At 71.8% G+C, this 16,813-nt stretch carries 15 protein-coding genes; 6 read left to right on the forward strand and 9 right to left on the reverse strand.

The features are described 5' to 3' along the window. Positions 1 to 7 precede the first annotated feature (7 nt). Genes KMS84_RS33135 through KMS84_RS33145 form a run of 3 tightly spaced genes read left to right on the forward strand, consistent with a single transcriptional unit; the run spans position 8 to position 2,789 of the window. The gene (locus tag KMS84_RS33135) at positions 8 to 829 is read left to right on the forward strand and encodes an ABC transporter permease (protein WP_256920231.1); all 822 of its coding nucleotides are present in this window, start codon (positions 8 to 10) and stop codon (positions 827 to 829) included. 7 nt (positions 830 to 836) lie between these two features. Beyond that, positions 837 to 1,859 carry an ABC transporter ATP-binding protein gene (locus KMS84_RS33140; protein WP_256920217.1) on the forward strand — a complete coding sequence of 341 codons (1,023 nt, stop codon included), beginning with the start codon at positions 837 to 839 and terminating at the stop codon, positions 1,857 to 1,859. Positions 1,860 to 1,868: 9 nt separating this feature from the next. Beyond that, positions 1,869 to 2,789: a DUF1707 SHOCT-like domain-containing protein gene (locus KMS84_RS33145; RefSeq protein ID WP_256920218.1), complete on the forward strand. Its 921-nt coding sequence runs from the start codon at positions 1,869 to 1,871 to the stop codon at positions 2,787 to 2,789. Between the two features lie 22 nt (positions 2,790 to 2,811). Here the strand turns inward: KMS84_RS33145 and KMS84_RS33150 are convergent, their stop codons facing one another. From KMS84_RS33150 to KMS84_RS33180, 7 genes are all read right to left on the reverse strand, one after another. Continuing rightward, positions 2,812 to 4,464: a P-loop NTPase family protein gene (locus tag KMS84_RS33150; RefSeq protein WP_256920219.1), complete on the reverse strand. Its 1,653-nt coding sequence runs from the start codon at positions 4,462 to 4,464 to the stop codon at positions 2,812 to 2,814. A gap of 40 nt (positions 4,465 to 4,504) precedes the next feature. Further along, entirely contained in the window at positions 4,505 to 4,939 is a 435-nt protein-coding gene (locus KMS84_RS33155; RefSeq protein WP_256920220.1) for a hypothetical protein, read from the reverse strand. 55 nt (positions 4,940 to 4,994) lie between these two features. Beyond that, complete coding sequence (locus tag KMS84_RS33160) at positions 4,995 to 6,098, reverse strand: GTP pyrophosphokinase (protein ID WP_256920221.1); 1,104 nt, start codon at positions 6,096 to 6,098, stop codon at positions 4,995 to 4,997. Next, complete coding sequence (locus KMS84_RS33165; protein ID WP_256920222.1) at positions 6,095 to 7,417, reverse strand: type IV secretory system conjugative DNA transfer family protein; 1,323 nt, start codon at positions 7,415 to 7,417, stop codon at positions 6,095 to 6,097. Before KMS84_RS33165 ends, KMS84_RS33160 begins: the two co-directional genes overlap by 4 nt. Positions 7,418 to 7,458: 41 nt before the next feature. Then, positions 7,459 to 8,364 (reverse strand): hypothetical protein, encoded by a 906-nt coding sequence (locus KMS84_RS33170; RefSeq protein ID WP_256920223.1) that lies wholly within the window; start codon positions 8,362 to 8,364, stop codon positions 7,459 to 7,461. 85 nt (positions 8,365 to 8,449) lie between these two features. Then, entirely contained in the window at positions 8,450 to 9,523 is a 1,074-nt protein-coding gene (locus tag KMS84_RS33175) for an AAA family ATPase (RefSeq protein ID WP_256920224.1), read from the reverse strand. A gap of 392 nt (positions 9,524 to 9,915) precedes the next feature. Further along, positions 9,916 to 11,247, reverse strand: a complete 1,332-nt coding sequence (locus KMS84_RS33180; RefSeq protein WP_256920225.1) for an SGNH/GDSL hydrolase family protein — start codon at positions 11,245 to 11,247, stop codon at positions 9,916 to 9,918. 135 nt (positions 11,248 to 11,382) lie between these two features. On the opposite strand from KMS84_RS33180, the gene KMS84_RS33185 reads away from it, so the two are divergent. Together KMS84_RS33185 and KMS84_RS33190 are read left to right on the forward strand one after the other, a co-directional pair. After that, positions 11,383 to 12,726 carry a DUF445 domain-containing protein gene (locus tag KMS84_RS33185; protein ID WP_256920226.1) on the forward strand — a complete coding sequence of 448 codons (1,344 nt, stop codon included), beginning with the start codon at positions 11,383 to 11,385 and terminating at the stop codon, positions 12,724 to 12,726. A 168-nt stretch (positions 12,727 to 12,894) separates the two neighbouring features. Further along, complete coding sequence (locus KMS84_RS33190; protein WP_256920227.1) at positions 12,895 to 14,409, forward strand: MFS transporter; 1,515 nt, start codon at positions 12,895 to 12,897, stop codon at positions 14,407 to 14,409. Positions 14,410 to 14,539: 130 nt separating this feature from the next. Here the strand turns inward: KMS84_RS33190 and KMS84_RS33195 are convergent, their stop codons facing one another. Beyond that, positions 14,540 to 14,989: a hypothetical protein gene (locus tag KMS84_RS33195; RefSeq protein ID WP_256920228.1), complete on the reverse strand. Its 450-nt coding sequence runs from the start codon at positions 14,987 to 14,989 to the stop codon at positions 14,540 to 14,542. 269 nt (positions 14,990 to 15,258) lie between these two features. Between KMS84_RS33195 and KMS84_RS33200 the strand changes: the two genes are divergently transcribed. After that, positions 15,259 to 16,269: a GlxA family transcriptional regulator gene (locus KMS84_RS33200; RefSeq protein WP_256920229.1), complete on the forward strand. Its 1,011-nt coding sequence runs from the start codon at positions 15,259 to 15,261 to the stop codon at positions 16,267 to 16,269. A gap of 176 nt (positions 16,270 to 16,445) precedes the next feature. On the opposite strand, the gene KMS84_RS33205 is transcribed toward KMS84_RS33200, so the two are convergent. Then, a complete protein-coding gene (locus tag KMS84_RS33205; protein ID WP_256920230.1) occupies positions 16,446 to 16,748 on the reverse strand; it encodes a hypothetical protein in 303 nt (100 codons plus the stop codon). Positions 16,749 to 16,813 lie beyond the last annotated feature (65 nt).

The raw sequence follows: 16,813 nt of genomic DNA on the forward strand, positions 1-16,813 counted from the left end.
GTGCAGGGTGGGTGAGGGCGGGCGGACGGCGGAGGGGTTGCGGGCGTACCGGCTGATCGCGGGGATGTGGATCCGTTCGACGCTGGCCTACCGGGTGTCGTTCGTGATGACGGCGCTGGGCGGCCTGCTGGTGACGGGCCTGGACTTTGTCGCGATCTTGCTGATGTTCTCGCAGGTCGACGCGTTGGGCGGGTACTCGTTGCCGGAGATCGCGTTCCTGTACGGGTTGTCGGCGATGTCGTTCGGGTTCGCGGACCTGGCGATCGGCTCGGCGGGCCGGCTGGGGACGCGGGTGCGGGACGGCACGCTGGACACGTTGCTGGTGCGGCCGGCGCCGGTGCTGGCGCAGGTCGCCGCGGACCGGTTCGCGTTGCGCCGGGTGAGCCGGATCGTCCAGGGGACGGCGGTGTTCGGGTACGCGCTGGTGGCGACGGATGTGGCGTGGTCGCCGCAGAAGGTGCTGCTGGTGCCGGTGATGCTGGTGAGCGGCGGGGCGATCTTCGGGGCGGTGTTCGTGGCGGGCGCGGCCTTCCAGTTCGTCGCGCAGGACGCGGCGGAGGTGCAGGCGGCGTTCACGTACGGCGGTCAGACGTTGTTGCAGTATCCGCCGACGGTGTTCGGCAGGGAGCTGGTGCGGGGGGTGACGTTCCTTTTCCCGCTGGCGTTCGTCAACTGGGTGCCCGCGTCGTATGTGTTGGGGCGGCCCTGTCCGGCGGGGCTGCCGGAGTGGGCGGCGTTCGCGCCGCCGCTGGTGGCGGCGGTGTGCTGCGCGGCGGCGGGGCTCGCGTGGCGGGTCGGACTGAGGTCGTACCGGAGCACGGGGAGTTGAGTCGACGGTGTCGGACGTTGCGTTCATCGAGGTGGACGGGGTGGAGAAGGTCTTCGACGTGCGTCGCAGGACCGGTTTCCTCAGGCGGGAGCTGCGGCGGGTGCGGGCGGTCGACGCGATCTCGTTCCGGGTGGCGCCCGGCGAGATGGTCGGCTACATCGGGCCGAACGGGGCCGGGAAGTCGACGACGATCAAGATGCTGACGGGGATCCTGACGCCGAGCGCGGGCCGGCTGCGGGTGGCGGGGATCGATCCGTCGCGGGAGCGGACGCGGCTGGCGCACCGGATCGGGGTGGTGTTCGGGCAGCGTACGACGCTGTGGTGGGACCTTCCGCTGGTCGACTCGTACCGGCTGATGCACCGCATGTACCGCATCCCGGACGGGCGTTACCGGGAGAACCTCGACCGGTTGGTCGAACTTCTGGATCTGGGCGCGTTGTTGGAGGTGCCGGTGCGTCAGCTCTCGCTCGGGCAGCGGATGCGCGGGGACATCGCGGCGGCGCTGCTGCACGATCCGGAGGTGCTGTACCTGGACGAGCCGACGATCGGCCTGGACGTGGTCTCCAAGGCGCGGGTGCGGGAGTTCCTGCGGGAGTTGAACGCCGAGCGCGGCACGACGGTGCTGCTGACGACGCACGATCTCCAGGACATCGAGCAGTTGTGCTCGCGGGTGATGGTCATCGACCACGGCCGGCTGGTGTACGACGGCGCGCTGGCCGGGCTGCACGAGGCGGGCGAGAGCGAGCGGACGCTGGTGGTGGACCTGGAGCGGGAGCTGCCGCCGATCGAGGCGGGGGAGGGGGCCCGGGTGGTGAGGGTGGAGGGGCCGCGCCAGTGGCTGGCGTTTCCGGCGTCGGCGTCGGCGGCGGCGCTGGTGGCGCATGTCGCGGCGCGGTATCCGCTCGTGGACCTGTCGGTGCGGGAGCCGGACATCGAGTCGGTGATCGCCAAGATGCTGTATCCGCCGGGGAGTTCGGGCGCGGGGCAGGTGGAGCGGCAGACCGTGGTGCCGGGGGCCCAGAGCTCGTAGGCTGCTGACATGACCGACGACGCAGTCCCGGCCTCCTCGGGCCTCCCGGCCTCCTCCGATCGCCAGGCCACCTCGGACCGTTCGGCCTCCTCCGACCTTGCGGACCTTCGTGCCTCCGACGCCGATCGTGAGCGGGTCGCCGAGGTGCTGCGGGACGCCCTGGCCGAGGGCCGTCTCGACATGGCGGAGTTCGAGGAGCGTCTGGAGGAGACGTACAAGGCGCGCACGTACCGGGAGCTGGCGCCGGTCACCCGGGATCTGCCCGGCGCCGGCGTCGTCCCGCCGCCCGTCGTCTCGCTGCACAAGGAGCCCGCGCGGGACGGGCGTTGGGACGGCAGGATCGCGGGCGGCGAGGGTGCGCCGTCGTGGGCCGTGGCGGTGATGTCCGGCTTCCAGCGCACGGGCCGCTGGACGGTTCCGCGGCGTCTGAACTGCGTCGCCTTCTGGGGCGGCGGGGAGATCGACCTGCGGGAGGCGGACTTCTCCGCGGGCGAGGTCGAGATCAACTGCGTGGCGATCATGGGCGGGGTGCAGATCGTCGTGCCGCCCGGCGTCGAGGTCGTCGTGCGCGGCATCGGCGTGATGGGCGGGTTCGACCAGCGCGAGAGCGGGGTGCCGGGCGACCCGGGCGGACCGCGGGTGGTCGTCACCGGGTTCGCCTTCTGGGGCGGGGTCGGCATCGAGCGCAAGAAGACGCGGGCGGCCCGGCAGCAGGAGAAGCGGGACCGCCAGGCGGCCCGGCGTGAGCTGCGCTCCGCCCTGCGGGACGAGGCGCACGACGTGCGCCGGCGCGTCCTGGAGGGCCAGCGGGACCTGCTGCACGACCACGACCGCCGCCGCGACCGCCGCCGCGAGGACCGCCGCGACCGCCGCGAGGACCGGGGCGGCCGGGGCGGCCGGGGCGGCCGGGACCGGTACTTCGAGGACTGACGGCGAGAGGGGAGCGGCGGGCTCAGGCTCCTTCGCCCGCGAAGGGGGCGGCGAACAGCTCGAACGCCTCCTGGACCGTTCCCGGGGCGGGAGCGCGCCCGCTGACGCCCTGGAGCTCCTCCAGATACCGGACGACATCGGCGACGACACCCCACGTCACCCACGCGGCCGCCTCTCCGACGAGCGCGACCAGCGCCGCCTTGGCCGGCTCGGCCAGCACGCGCGACCGCTCGACGAGGGCCGACAGGGCGTCGAGGCCCGCCGGCGGGAGTCGCAGGACGACCAGATGACGCGACGGGTACCACGGCATCGCCCGCTCGTCGAGGACCGCCCTCGGCAGCGCGGTCGCGACCACGCTCAGCCTCTCCGCCGACGGATCCGACGGGCGTGCGCTCCCCGCCAGTTCACGCACCAGGACCGGCAGCGCATCGGCTTCCAGGTCGTCCACGATCAGCAGCCGGGAAGCGCCCGTCTGCGGCGTTCCACGGCTGCGTCCGCCCTCGCCGCGCCGGTCGTTGCGCCTCGCCTCCATCGCCATGGAGCCTCTCCACGAGTCGGGACCGTCGCCGCCGGCCACCCGCGGGTGTCCGTCGACGAATCCGGCGTCGTGGAACGCGCGGGCGAGTCCGACGGCCGCCGTGGTCTTCCCGGCCCCCGGCGCTCCGACCAGCAGCAGGTTCTTCCCCGCGTTGACGGTCGCGGCGACCGACGCGGCGAACCCGCCGGGCAGGTGCGGCAATGGGGCCAGCACGTCGCCCGCGGCCATCGACGGCGCCGCCCTGTCGACGTGCTCGAGCGATGTGCCGAACGCGGCGGCGGCCGACGCGAGCGAGACCACGGGACTGGGGTGGCCGCCCCCGGCCGCCGGCAGGCGCACGGGCACCGGCCGGCCGGGCAGCGACAGCAGGTCGTAGGTGAGCAGCCGTGAGCCGGGGCCCGGCTGTCGGGAGATCCTCCCGAGCGCGAAGATCTCGGCCGACTCGGAGGCCGGGCGGCCCCAGCCTCGGACACGCGCGTCCTGCCTGGACAGCACGACCCAGGTGCCCGGCCGCAGACCGTGCGCGCGTGCGCCCAGAACGCCCACGTCACGAGGGTCGCCGGACTCCGGCGGGACGAAGAGCAGCCGTGCGGTCGCCGGCTCCGGCGGATCCGCCGGCTCGGCGGCGGTGGGCCCGGGCGGTGTCCTCTCGACGGTCTCGGCGCCCGCACCGGGGGCCAGCCCGACGAGCACCCCGCCGCCGACCTCGTCGAGGCGCAGCACCCTGACGATCCTGCAGATGCCGTCCCCCCGAGCGACCACCGCGAGTTCCCGCAGTGCGCCGCCGGGCTGTCTCATCACCTCGCGGGCCGCGTCGAGCGCCCTCGACGCGTCGGCGCCCTCGAACAGCACCATCAGAGCGAGCCCGGGTTCCGCCGTGACGACCTTGCGCAGAGCGGCGTGGAGATCGCCGTCGCCGTCCCAGCCGAAGGCGCCGATTCCTCTTCCCGCTCGCGCGACGTCCTCGCCGACGGCGACAGCCAGTGCGGATGCGGCCCACGCCCACCGGCGCTTCATCGAAGCGTCGAGCCTCGCCTTCCAGATCTCCCTGACGACCGCGGCCTCCCCCGCGGTGGGCTCCGGGAGCAGGCGGGCCTGCTCGATCCACTGCGCTGTCACGTCGCCGTCCGGCGCCATGTCGTCCCCTCCCGCCGTTCCCGCCGTGCGGGATCCCCGGTCACCGCGCCCCGCCCGCGCCGTCGCCGCCTTCCAGGTCACGCCGGAAGACCTCGATCAGCGGAGCCAGGGGGAGCGGCTCGTCGTTGGACCGCTGTCCTTTGAACCGGCCCCGCATCTCGTCCTCGAGAGCCGTCGCCACGGCGCTGACCTGGTCGGGCGCGGTGAGCCGGAGCATCGCGTTCAGCTCGGCCAGCCGGCCGAGCTGCTCCTCGAGTTCCGCCGCGTGGGCGTCGAGGCCGTCCGCCAGGTCCTTGAGCCGGCGCTGCGCCCGCCGCGCGGCCAGCAGCACGTTCGCGTAGAGCTCGCGCCGCCGGTCGCCGTGCCGCGCCGCCTGTGCGCGTCGCTCCTGCCGCCGGGCGGAGACGGCCGTGAGGCCGAACTGGGTCGCCACCCCGCCGAGCGCGAAGGCGCCCGCGACGATTGCGTCGATCACCGTCATCGTCCTCGTCCCGCTCGTCGCCGCGCCGCCGCACCCGCTTGCGGCCGGGTCACGTGCCGCTCTCGGAGCCGTCGGTGCGCAGTCTGCTCCGGACCGCTTCCATCGCACGCCGGGCCCGCTGGGAGTACGTTCTCTCGGCAACGCCGCCCCCTCGGCCGAGCGTGATGACGAGGAACCGGGCCGACAGGTCTTCGATCGTCGCCCTCAGGGCCATCGCGTTGCGCTCGTGTTCGGCGCCGAGTTCGCCGAGGACCCGCGCGAGGTCGTCCGGGTTGAGCGCCGTGTCGAGCTGCGAGACCTTCCCGATGCCCAGGTCCAAGGCGATGCTGAGCAGGTCGCGGGTGTCCTGGTCCTTGATCTTCTCCGCTTCCGCTCCCAGGATCTCCCAGCCGGCCGCCTGTGCCGCGGCCGTCAGGTCGCCGTGAACCTGCGGCGACCGCAGGTAGGCCTCCAGCGAGAGGCCGTCCAGGAGGATCCCGAGGTCGCCCTCGCCGACCTTGTGCGCGTACTCGCTCCCCAGGTCCGCGGTGTCCGCGCGTAGCTGGGAGAACTGTTCGTCGGCCAGTTCGAAGAGGGCGCTCAGGCGCGACAGCCGGCGCCGCAGCCGCAAGGGCACTTCGGCCTCGCGCTTGTACGCCACCTTGTGGCTGACGGAGGACCACGCGTGTTGCAGGACGGTGCGGACCTGGATCTCGGCGCGCATGTCGTGGAACTCGGTCCACTCGGGCAGCGGCGACCTGTCGGGGCCCAGCCTGACGATGTAGTGCTCCGACGCGTAGCCGAAACGGTCGACCGACACCTCGGCCGAGTTCAGAGCCGCCTCGAACGCGTCGACGGTGAGCGCGCCGCGGATCAGCTCGCCGACCCGCGCCACGTCCTCCAGGTAGTAGGTGATGATCCGGATGCCCGAGAGATCGGTGATGTCCCGGAGCGGATCGGGGTACTTGCCGGACTTGCGCTCGATCTTCTCGGAGAAGCTGGCGACCGACTTCGTGCGCTTCTCGATCAGCGCCACGTCGACCGACGACCGTTCGGTGATCTCCTCCAGCAGGTCCCTCAGACGGCGGGTGAAGCGTTCACGGCGCGGATACTCCCGTTCGTAGGCGGCGCTCCACTTCCGGGACTCCCCGGCCGAGCCCTCGCGGCCGCTCACCTGGACGCTCTCCACTCGGTGCGGACCCTCAGCTCGTCGTCCGTGAAGCGCGAGCGGAGGGAGAGCACGATGGGCTGCCTGTTGCCGTAGACGAGCAGGGCTTCTCCGAACTCGATTCCGCGGATCGGGCGAGGGCCCTTCCAGAGCGCGTCCTTGCTGTTGGCGACCCGCTCACCCCGCAGGATGTTCTCGAAGTAGGCGAGTGTCGCCACGTCGCACATGCCGCTCAGCACCAGCCTGGCCGGATGGTTGTTCACGATGGATCTCGCCTTGAACTCGTCGTAGACCCGCGACAGCTGGGAGAGGTCATGGAAGATCGAGACGAGCTGCACCCGGGTGCCCGCCGCGGTCGTGGCCAGGGTGTCGAGGTTCTCCAGCGGCGCGATGTTCCCGGCCTCGTCGAGGAGGAGCAGCAGGTGACAGATCGATGTCTCGTCGACGGTCCCCGACTCGGCGCCGTCGTCGAGCGCCGCGATGTTCAGGTCGTACGTCTTTCTGACGATCGTCCGCACCAGGCCGGTGAACAGCGGCCGGTACTCCTCCTGCTCGTCCGGGGGAGCGCAGATGTACAGCGTGTCGGCTTCCGAGGCGAGAAACGCCTCGATGTCGAGGAAGGGCGGGGTGTCCACTCCCGCGTCCTCGTAGTCGAAGGCCCGCAGGACGGAGCGCGTCGTGGTGTAGACGCTGTCCTTCACCTTGTAGTCGGTCGCCCAGGTCGCCTCCGCCGAATCCAGCGCCGACGTGTTCCCCGTGGCCTGGAGGATGCTTCGGACGCTGTCCTCCTCCTGGGTCTTCACCCACTGCACGACATCGGTCATGCCCCGTCCCTCGGCGGCGGCGGCGAAGAGGTAGGGCGCGAGCAGCTGGGCCGCCAGGCTGTACCAGAAACCGTCGTCGCCCCTGATGCCGCCCGTACGCCCCGACTCCGTCAACGCTCGGCCCATGCGGACGCATTCGTCCCAGGAGCGACAGTGGTCGAGGATGTCCCAGCTGTGCCGGAACTCGTTGTAGCGGGTTCTGATGAGCGAACCGGACGGGTCGAAGATGTAGACGTTGCCGAGTTTCTGCCGCCATTGGTACGTGTAGTCCAGGATGTCCCGTCGCACCGACGTCACGACCGCGGGCCCCTCCCAGTCGATCAGCGCCGGGACGGCGAAGCCGGAGGTCTTTCCGCTGCGCTGCGGGCCGAAGACCAGTACCGGGAAGTACTTCTCCGCGGCGTACAGCCGCTGCGGCGTGGTGCCCACGCGGACCCGGTGCGGCCCCAACTGCGACGGGTCGACCGCCCGGCAGGAGATGTTCTCCCACTTGTTCTCCATGCTGGCCCTCTCCGTTCCGGTGCCGGGTACGGTCGGTGACCTCACCAGGAAATGCTCGAGTACTCGTGGCCACCGGACAGCACGTCGCCGACGAACCCGCACAGGCAGCGCTGGCGGAAGAAATCGAAGTACGCGTCCGCGGAGCGCGCGTTGGTGACGAACTTCTTCTGGTCGAACGGTTCCCGCTCGCCGGCGGTGGGGACGTACGTGACTCCGCCGTAGGAGAACTCGAAGACGAGCAGCCGCCATTTCTCGTTGCTCGGCGCCGAGACGCGGTACACCTCCAGCGCGCGTGAGGGCTGCTGCCAGCGGTTCACCTGGTACTCGATCTTTCCGAACTCCTCCGGCCGCACGCCTATCGGCGAGGTCAGGGACCCGGACTCGGAGGGGACCTGCCGCAGCAGGCTCTCGCTGAGGATCTGGATGTTCGGGAACGTCACCTCGGAACTCAGCGGCTCGGCGGCCTTCAGCTGCACCTCGGGAAGCTCCACGGCGACCGAGAAGTTGTAGGAGGCCGACTCGACCTCGATCACCTGCGGGCGCGTCTTGTCCGGGTTCTGGTCCCAGTCGGCCTCGTCGCGCGCGAAGCCCGTCAGTTCGCTGTCGATGATGCGGACGGTCTGCTGGATGATCGTCACCAGGGACGGAATGAACCGCCGGTACCATTCGTGGAAACTGCGCGCGGAGGACGGGTCGCGGGAGAGCACCAACTGGCCGCGCCCGTTGATGATGTACCGGAACCCGTAGTCCGGATCGCCGTAACGGAACTCCAGTCCGCCCTCGAAGCTGCGCGTCTCCAGCGCGTCGAGGTTGTGGAACCGGGATTCCACGAGGGCTTCCTGAAGGGTCCGCTGAAGGAGGAAGATGACCCGCCGCTCCTTCTTCGCGTCCCAGCCCCCCAGGAAGTTCGTCTGCGCCTGGTAGGTGAAGTTTCCCAGGCGGGTCATGGTGCTCAGGAACGCAGGCCGGCGGGACGCCGCAAGGTACTGGTCGTAGGAGACTTCGAAGTCACGCTTCGAGCCCGAGGACGTTTTATCTGTCAAGGCGCCTCTGCTCCAGTTCTTGGTCGAGCGCGTCGATCTTCGGCTGGTCCAGGACGACGGAACGAACGGGATCGTCCTCCACCTGCTGGCCGAGCCGGGCGAGGAGGGGAAACAGCCTCTGATGAAGACCGCGCGCGCCGATGCCGAGATCCGCCGCGTCCGCCGCGATGCGCGCCAGGGCGCTGTCGTCGATCACCAGGTCGGCTCCGAGCGATTTCAGATAACGCCGGTAGAAGAGCGAGGGGTCGATGGCCGGATTGCGCAGGATTTCGACGAGGTCGGCGGTTCCCAGCTCCTCGAACACGATGATGACGGGTATGCGCGCGATCAGTTCCTTCATGAAACCGAAGCGGACCAGGTCGTCCGGGATGATCTGGTTGGGGTCGTCCAAGGCGCGTGCCCGGGGCTGCGGCCGCGCCCCCACGTCGTCGGTCAGGCCCGTGAAGGCTCCGGCCACGACGAACATGAGGCCCGCCGTGTTGAAGGTGACCTCCTCGTCGTTGGCCTCGGGCGAGGGGTTGAGTGTCACGCTGGCGCCGTCGATGAACTGAAGGAGCCTGCGCTGGATCAGTTCGTTGCGCTCGTTCGTCTGCTTGCTTCTCGTCGCGAGTTTGTCGAACTCGTCGATGAAGACGATCCCCCGGCTCGCGACTTTCAGTTCGTCGAGATAGGTCAACCCGTCGTCGTTGAGCGACCCGGCCGGCAGTTTCTTCTCCTTCATCAACCTCCGTGAGGTCGTGAGGAGTTCGAGGAGAATGTCATCGAGGTTCGGACCGGCGCCCACTCCGCCGAGCTGGGTGGCGTCCACGACGGCGAGAGGGATGTTGAGGTTCTGCGCGGCTCTGCGAATCGCGTGCGTCTTCCCGACTCCGGTCGGGCCGATGATCAGCGCGTTCGGCGCGGTGTGATCGTCGTCGGGCTTGGAGAACCATTCGGAATGCATGGCGAGCAACGTGGCGAGGTCCCTGATCGCCGTCTCCTGGCCGACCACCGTCTTGCGAAGTTCCGCGAGTATCCGCCGCGCAGAGGAATCGATCGGCCCCACACGTTCCTCGGCTGACATCCATCGTCCCCCTGGAGGATCCGTGAAACCGCGCACGCCGAAACACGGCGCACACAGCCCCCCGTGGCATCACTGTCACTCCATGGACAAGATCACGCCGGTCCTGCCCACGGATAGACAGTATCGCCTGACCTGTCCGTTACGCGAGACCGGCGAGAGAAATGGAGGCCTTCAACGCCCCCTGAAGTGAAGGGAGTTGAAGCGGAGCGTTATAGGGAGAGGATTTACGGTCGCGTTCGGGGCGCGGGATGCACAAGGAGCGCGGGAATGTCCCGGGAATGCATGCGTGTGACGTCGCCCCCGATCCTGCCGATCCGGATCCGTCCGCGAGGCGCAACCGGCGGGAGGACGCTCGGGGCGCGCGCACGCGGCTCACCCCCCCCCGCCGCGGCCTACGCCCGGGTGGGGGTGGAGCCGGACAGCTTCGGCAGGTTCAGGGTCCGGGCCATCTCGCGGTAGCCGCGGTCGCTGGGGTGCAGGTGGTCGCCGGAGTCGTAGTCCGGGCGCAGGCTGCGCGGGTCGTACGGATCGCGCAGCGCCTTGTCGAAGTCGACGACCTCGTCGAACAGGCCGCCCGTGCGGATCGCCCGGTTGACCTGCTGCCGTACGCCCTCGCGGGCCGCGCTGTAGCCGCGGTGGCCGCGGAACGGCATGAGGGTGGCGCCGACGACCTTCACGCCGTGCGCGTGGGCGCGGTCGGCGAGGGTGCGCAGGCCGGCCACGATCGCCCGCGGGTCGGCGAGCGCCCTGTCGCGCAGGATGTCGTTGATGCCGAGGTCGATGACGACGGCCTTCACGTGCGGGCGGTCGAGGACGTCGCGCGTGAAGCGGTTCAGGCCGGAGGCGCCCCGCCGGGGGTCGTCGGCGAGGAGCCGGTTGCCGCTGATGCCGGCGTTGACGACGGCGTAGCGGGGCGCCGCGTCGCCGGAGGCGAGGGCGGCCCGCAGCCGGTCGGCGAGGGCGTCCGGCCAGCGGCGGTTGGCGTCCGGCGTGGAGGTGACGCCGTCGGTGAGGGAGTCGCCGAGCGCGACGACGGTGCCGTCGGCCTCGTCGCCGAGCACGTCCAGCGCGGTCAGGTACCGCCAGTAGGGGGTGGTCTCGGTGAACGCGGCGCCGCTGGTGTCCTCGGTGGACTCGCCCTCGGCGACGTAGCTGGTCTGCCGGGCGCGGGGATGGTAGGTGACGGGACCCGCCGAGGCGGGGGAGTAGACGCTGACCAGGACGTCCGCGTCGGCCGGGACGGCGACGGCGACGGGGTCGCTGACGGTCTGCCCGCCGGCCGGGACCACGACGGCGGCGGCGCCCCCGAAGGTGAGTCGGCGCAGGGTGCCGGGGGCGGCGGCCGGGCCGTCGTCGTGGGCGGCGACGGCGAGGGTGGCGTGGGTGACGGTGAGGGGGCGGTCGCCGTAGGCGTTGGACAGGGTGACACGGGCGGCGCTCCCGCCGACGCCGGTGTGCACGACGTTGCGGACCGTGCGGCCCGCCATGCCGTCGGCCGCCGTGCCCGGTTCCCCGCCGGCCGGCGCCGCGGCCCAGGCGCCCACCCAGACGCCGGTGGACACGGGGGCGGCGCGGTACGGGCCGTGACCGGCGGTGACGGCGCCCTGGGTCCGGCGGTCGCCGGGGCCGTGCTCGGCGGCTGTGACGTAGATCGCGGCGGACAGGCCCAGGACGAGGGCGACGATCGCCGACAGCAGGGCATAACCATGATGCTTGGCGGTCATGCGGGTGCGTGACTCCTCGTGCGCGGGGAGCCTGTCCGGCTCCGGATCGATGCAGGAGTTCACCCTTGATCTCCCCGTCCTGACAGACGACGGGAACTCCTGTTCCGTTCCAGGAGTCGGTCAGGAAGGGACAATGTGTGCGGGATCACCGAACGGGTGGAGCAAATGGAACGTACCGAAGCGGCAGCACCGGACGCGGCCCCGTCCTACCGGGCCATGACCTCCTTCACCCCCGCGGACGAGGAGAAACAGCGCGGGGTGCGGCAGATGAAGCTCACCGCGGCGGGACTGCTGCTGTTCGTGGCCGTGGTGTACGTCCTCGCCGAGTGGGCCTCCCACCGGGGCGCGGGCGCATGGGCCGGCTACGTGGCCGCCGCCGCCGAGGCGGGCATGGTGGGCGCGCTCGCCGACTGGTTCGCGGTCACGGCGCTGTTCCGTCACCCGCTCGGCCTGCCCATCCCGCACACGGCCATCATCCCGAACAAGAAGGACCAGCTCGGCGTCTCCCTGGGCGAGTTCGTCGGCGAGAACTTCCTCTCCGAGGACGTGGTGCGTCAGCGGCTGCGCTCGGTGGGCATCGGCACCCGGCTGGGCGTCTGGCTGGCGGATCCCGCCCACGCCGACCGGGTGACGGCGGAGCTCGCCACGGCGCTGCGCGGCGCGCTGACGGTGCTGCGCGACTCGGACGTCCAGGCGGTGGTGGGGGAGGCGATCACGCGCCGCGCCGACGCCCAGGAGATCGCGCCCGGCATGGGGAAGCTGCTGGAGCGGATCGTCGTGGACGGCGGCCACCGGCGCGCCGTCGACCTGGTGGTGGCGCGGGCGCACGACTGGCTGGTGCTGCACGCCGACTCGGTGATGGACGCCGTGCAGGGCGGCGCGCCCGGCTGGACCCCGCGCTTCGTCGACAAGAAGGTCGGGGAGCGCGTCTACAAGGAACTGCTGCGTTTCTGCGTCGAGATGCGGGACATGCCCTCCCACCCGGCCCGCGGGGCCCTCGACCGGTTCCTCACCGACTTCGCCGCCGACCTCCAGTCGGACACGGACACCCGCGCGCGGGTGGAACGGCTCAAGGGCGAGGTGCTCGGCCGGGGCGAGGTCCAGGACCTGATCGCCTCCGCGTGGACGGCCGTCCGCTCCATGATCGTCGCCGCGGCGGAGGACGAGCGCAGCGAGCTGCGGCTGCGCGTGCGGGCCTCGCTGCTGTCGCTGGGGGCGCGGATGGCGACCGAGCCCAAGGTGCAGGAGAAGGCCGACAGCTGGGTCGAGGGCGCCGCGGTGCACGTCGTCACGACGTACCGGAAGGAGATCACCTCGCTGATCACCGACACGGTGGCGAGCTGGGACGCCGAGCACACCACCCGCAAGATCGAGGCGAACATCGGCCGGGACCTCCAGTTCATCCGCATCAACGGCACGGTGGTGGGCTCGCTGGCCGGGCTGCTGATCTACACCGTGGCGCGGGCCCTGGGGGCCTGAGCGCGGCACGCGCCCGGGCGGGACGACGGCGCCCGGGCGCGGTGCGGGAGCCCGGGCGGGGTGCGGGAGGGGTGCGGGCGGGGTGCGGGAGGCCGGGGCTTAAAGGCACCGGCCGAGGGAACACGGACCGCGTTCCGCTCGACGAGGAGCGTGCCGAGGAGGGAGCCCATGACCAGCGCCGAAGCTGCCGTGCCGGCCGAGAGAGACCGCACGATCACCACCGACATCCCCGCCCGCCTGGACCGGCTGCCCTGGTCGCGCTGGCACTGGACCATCGTCTTCGGACTGGGCACCGTGTGGATCCTGGACGGCCTGGAGGTCACGGTCGTCGGGAACATCGCGAGCCGGCTGTCCGAGCCGGGCAGCGGACTGCCCATCACCTCCGGGCAGGTCACCGGCATCGCGGCCGCCCTGTACGTGGCCGGCGCCTGCATCGGCGCGCTCTTCTGGGGCCGGCTCACCGACAAGTGGGGCCGCAAGAAGCTCTTCATGATCACCCTCGCGGTGTATCTGGCGGCCACCGCCCTGACGGCCGTCTCCTTCGACACCTGGTGGTTCCTGCTCTTCCGCTTCCTCACCGGCTTCGGCATCGGCGGCGAGTACGCGGCCATCAACTCGGCCATCGACGAGCTGATCCCGGCGCAGTACCGGGGGCGCGTCGACCTCATCATCAACGGGAGCTTCTGGCTCGGCGCGGTCGCCGGGTCGCTGCTGTCGATCGTCGCGCTGAACACCGACATCTTCGCGGCCGACGTCGGCTGGCGGCTGACGTTCGCCCTGGGCGCCGTCCTCGCCCTGGTGATCCTCCTCGTGCGGCGGCACGTCCCGGAGAGCCCGCGCTGGCTGCTCATCCACGGCCGCGACCGCGAGGCCGAGGAGATCGTCACCTCCATCGAGCGGCAGATCGAGCAGGACAAGGGGGAGCGGCTGCCGCGCGCCGAGGGCGAGCTCACCATCCACCAGCGGCGCGGTGTGTCCTTCGTCGAGATCGCCCGCACGGTGTTCTCGCAGTACCGGCGCCGCGCGATCCTCGGCTTCTCCCTCTTCATCGGCCAGGCGTTCCTCTACAACGCGATCACCTTCGGCTTCGGCGCGATCCTGACGAAGTTCTTCGACGTGCCGAGCGGCAACACCGGCTACTACTTCGCCGTCATCGCGATCGGCAACTTCTGCGGCCCGCTGCTGCTGGGCAAGCTGTTCGACACCGTCGGCCGCCGGGTGATGATCTCCTCGACCTACCTGCTGTCGGGTGTGCTGCTGTTCGGCACGGCCTGGCTGTTCGACCAGGGCTCGCTCGACGCGACGACGATGACGGCCTGCTGGTGCGCGGTGCTGTTCTTCGCCTCGGCCGGTGCGTCGAGCGCCTATCTGACGGTCTCCGAGGTCTTCCCGATGGAGACCCGCGCGATGTCCATCGCCTTCTTCTACGCCCTCGGCACGGCCGCCGGCGGCATCAGCGGCCCCCTGCTGTTCGCCGACCTCACCGACACCGGCAAGGTCGGCGACACGGTCCTCGCCTTCTGCATCGGCGCGACGCTGATGTGCCTGGCGGGCCTGGTCGCGGCGGTCCTGGCGGTCAAGGCCGAGCGACGGTCCCTGGAGGACATCGCCCAGCCCCTGGCCGCGACGGCGGCGAAGGCGAAGCCGAAGGGTGTGGCCGGCCCCGGCGCGAAGCCGGCGTGACGGCCCGGCGGGCGTGACGGGCCTGCGGGCCCACTGCCCCCGGCCTGCGGGCGGCTGACGGCCTCGCCCGCAGGCCCGGGCGCCGCCGGCCGCCCGCCCGCCTCCCGTCCGTCCCCTCCCGTCCGGCCGTCTACGCCCCGGTCGTCGACCCCGGCCGGACGATCATCAGGACCGTCACCGTCGCCCACAGCAGGTTGAACATCCCGGTGAACATGGCCAGTTGGACGGTCGTCTCACGCGCGCCCCGCCCCTCGACGAGCACCTCCTGCCGCGGCAGCACGAGGACCAGCAGGACGCCGGCGGCCAGGACGGTCAGCACGATCGACGCGATCAGCCAGGGGTCGCCCATCACCCCCATCGCGCCCGCGGTGGCGAACCCGAAGACGGGGACGGCGATGCCGACGGCCGCGTAGACCTGGCAGATGCGGTGCAGCAGGCGCACGGTCCCGGCCGCGCCCGCGTCCTCGGGCGCGGCCAGCGCCTTGCGCGCGGCGGGCGGGAACATGCTGGCGGCGACGGTCACGGGTCCGACGGCGACGATCGCGGCGAGGACGTGGACGGCGAGGAGGAACTTGGTCACGCACCGACGCTAGAGGGCGGGAAGATCACACGGAAGCGGCGAGAATGCCACCCTCCGACGGATTTCCGCCAGGGCCGTCCGGCCTGCCTCCCCGATCGCCGAACCCCCACGTGGCCCCACACACCACGGCCCACGCCGTCGCCGCCCACTCCCCTCCCCGCCGCCGGTGATGTCCGCCCGCACCGCAGGTGAACCCTGCCCGGTCCGCCGCCGGAGCAAGGGCTGACGGAATCCCGTCGCCGGCCTGCCTTTCTGCCTAGACTCACGCCATGCACACCGTCGCCGTACTGGTCCTGGACGGAGTCGTCCCCTTCGACCTGTCCGCCCCCATCGACGCCTTCGGCTGGGCGCGGCTGCCCGACGGCCGCCCCGCCTACCGGGTGCGGGTCTGCTCGCCGTCCCCCTCCGGGGAGGTGAGCGCGGGGGCGTTCACCGTGCGCGCGCCGTACGGGCTCGAAGCGCTGGCCGAGGCGGACACGATCATCCTGCCCGGCGTCGCCGACCCGCCGCACGAACTGCCGCCCGGGGTCGCGCAGGCGCTGCGCGACGCGGCGGCCGACGGCACCCGGATCGCCTCCGTGTGCGTCGGCGCGTTCCTGTTCGCGGCGACGGGCCTGCTGGACGGGCTGCGCGCGACCACCCACTGGTACGCGGCACGCGAACTGGCCCTGCGCCACCCGAAGGTGGAGGTCGACCCAAACGTCCTCTACGTCGACCACGGCCAGTTCCTGACCTCGGCGGGCGCGGCGGCGGCCCTCGACATGTGCCTGCACATGATCCGCGGCGACCACGGCTCGGCCGTCGCCGCCCAGGCGGCCCGGATGTCGGTCATGCCGCTCGAACGGGAGGGCGGCCAGGCCCAGTTCATCGCCCAGGACCTGACGCCCGCCCCGGCCGGCGCGACCCTGGAACCGCTCCTGGTCTGGCTGGAGGACAACTGCGGCGAGGATCTGACGCTGGACCGGATCGCCGAGCGGGCCGGTCTGAGCACCCGCACCCTCAACCGCCGGTTCCGCGAGCAGACCGGCACGACACCGCTGCGCTGGCTGCACCGGGCACGGGTGCGAAGGGCCCAGTACCTGCTGGAGTCGACGGCCTACCCGGTGGAACGCATCGCCGCCCAGACGGGCTTCGGCTCCCCGACGGCCTTCCGGGAGTGCTTCCGCAAGGTCGCCGGCACGAGCCCCCAGGGCTACCGACGGGCGTTCCGGTCGAGGGAGAGCCCGAAGGCGGTCCCGCAGGCACGAGCGCGGTCGGGCCCGGCGACGGCCCGCCCGTGATACGGGGACGGGACGCCCCCCGGGCAGGGCACGCGTCCCCTCGACGAACCCCGCGGGGACGCGTCACGGAACACGGCGGCCCGTCGAAGGGGCTCCACGACGGGCCGGCCCGCGTCCGGGGACGTCTCGGCAACGCGTTTCAGGGGACGTCGCGGAGACGGCGTTTTCGGGGCGTCTCAGGAACGCCGGTCGGCGACCGCCCACGAGGCCAGCGCGACGGCTCCCGCCACGCCGAACACCGACGGCCACGGGCCCACCTTCTTCGACAGCGGGTGCGATCCCGCGAAGGCGGCGACGTACGCGACGCTCAGCGCCCCCGCCGCCGCCCCGCCGGCCTGCTGCCGCCACCGCTGCGCGGCCGCGGCCCCCGCGACGGCGAGGACGACCCCGCCCAGCGGCCGCTGCCTCGTCCACCGGGCCACGCCGTACCCGCCGACCAGCCCGCCCGCCGCGATCACCGCACTGGGAACCTTCGCCATCGTCTGCCTCCTCGCCCCGACCATCCAGCTCGACGACGAGGCTAACCCGCCCCGGCCCACCGCCC

It is taken from the genome of Streptomyces hilarionis (genome assembly GCF_024539675.1).
Classification (GTDB): domain Bacteria; phylum Actinomycetota; class Actinomycetes; order Streptomycetales; family Streptomycetaceae; genus Streptomyces; species Streptomyces hilarionis.

Bases quoted from the DNA above. Each gene is read 5' to 3' on its own strand.
- KMS84_RS33150 (WP_256920219.1), bottom strand. From the start codon at position 4,464: ATGGCGCCGGACGGCGACGTGACAGCGCAGTGGATCGAGCAGGCCCGC.
- KMS84_RS33190 (WP_256920227.1), top strand. From the start codon at position 12,895: ATGACCAGCGCCGAAGCTGCCGTGCCGGCCGAGAGAGACCGCACGATC.
- KMS84_RS33205 (WP_256920230.1), bottom strand. From the start codon at position 16,748: ATGGCGAAGGTTCCCAGTGCGGTGATCGCGGCGGGCGGGCTGGTCGGC.
- KMS84_RS33145 (WP_256920218.1), top strand. From the start codon at position 1,869: ATGACCGACGACGCAGTCCCGGCCTCCTCGGGCCTCCCGGCCTCCTCC.
- KMS84_RS33170 (WP_256920223.1), bottom strand. From the start codon at position 8,364: ATGACCCGCCTGGGAAACTTCACCTACCAGGCGCAGACGAACTTCCTG.
- KMS84_RS33200 (WP_256920229.1), top strand. From the start codon at position 15,259: ATGCACACCGTCGCCGTACTGGTCCTGGACGGAGTCGTCCCCTTCGAC.
- KMS84_RS33175 (WP_256920224.1), bottom strand. From the start codon at position 9,523: ATGTCAGCCGAGGAACGTGTGGGGCCGATCGATTCCTCTGCGCGGCGG.
- KMS84_RS33165 (WP_256920222.1), bottom strand. From the start codon at position 7,417: ATGGAGAACAAGTGGGAGAACATCTCCTGCCGGGCGGTCGACCCGTCG.
- KMS84_RS33180 (WP_256920225.1), bottom strand. From the start codon at position 11,247: ATGACCGCCAAGCATCATGGTTATGCCCTGCTGTCGGCGATCGTCGCC.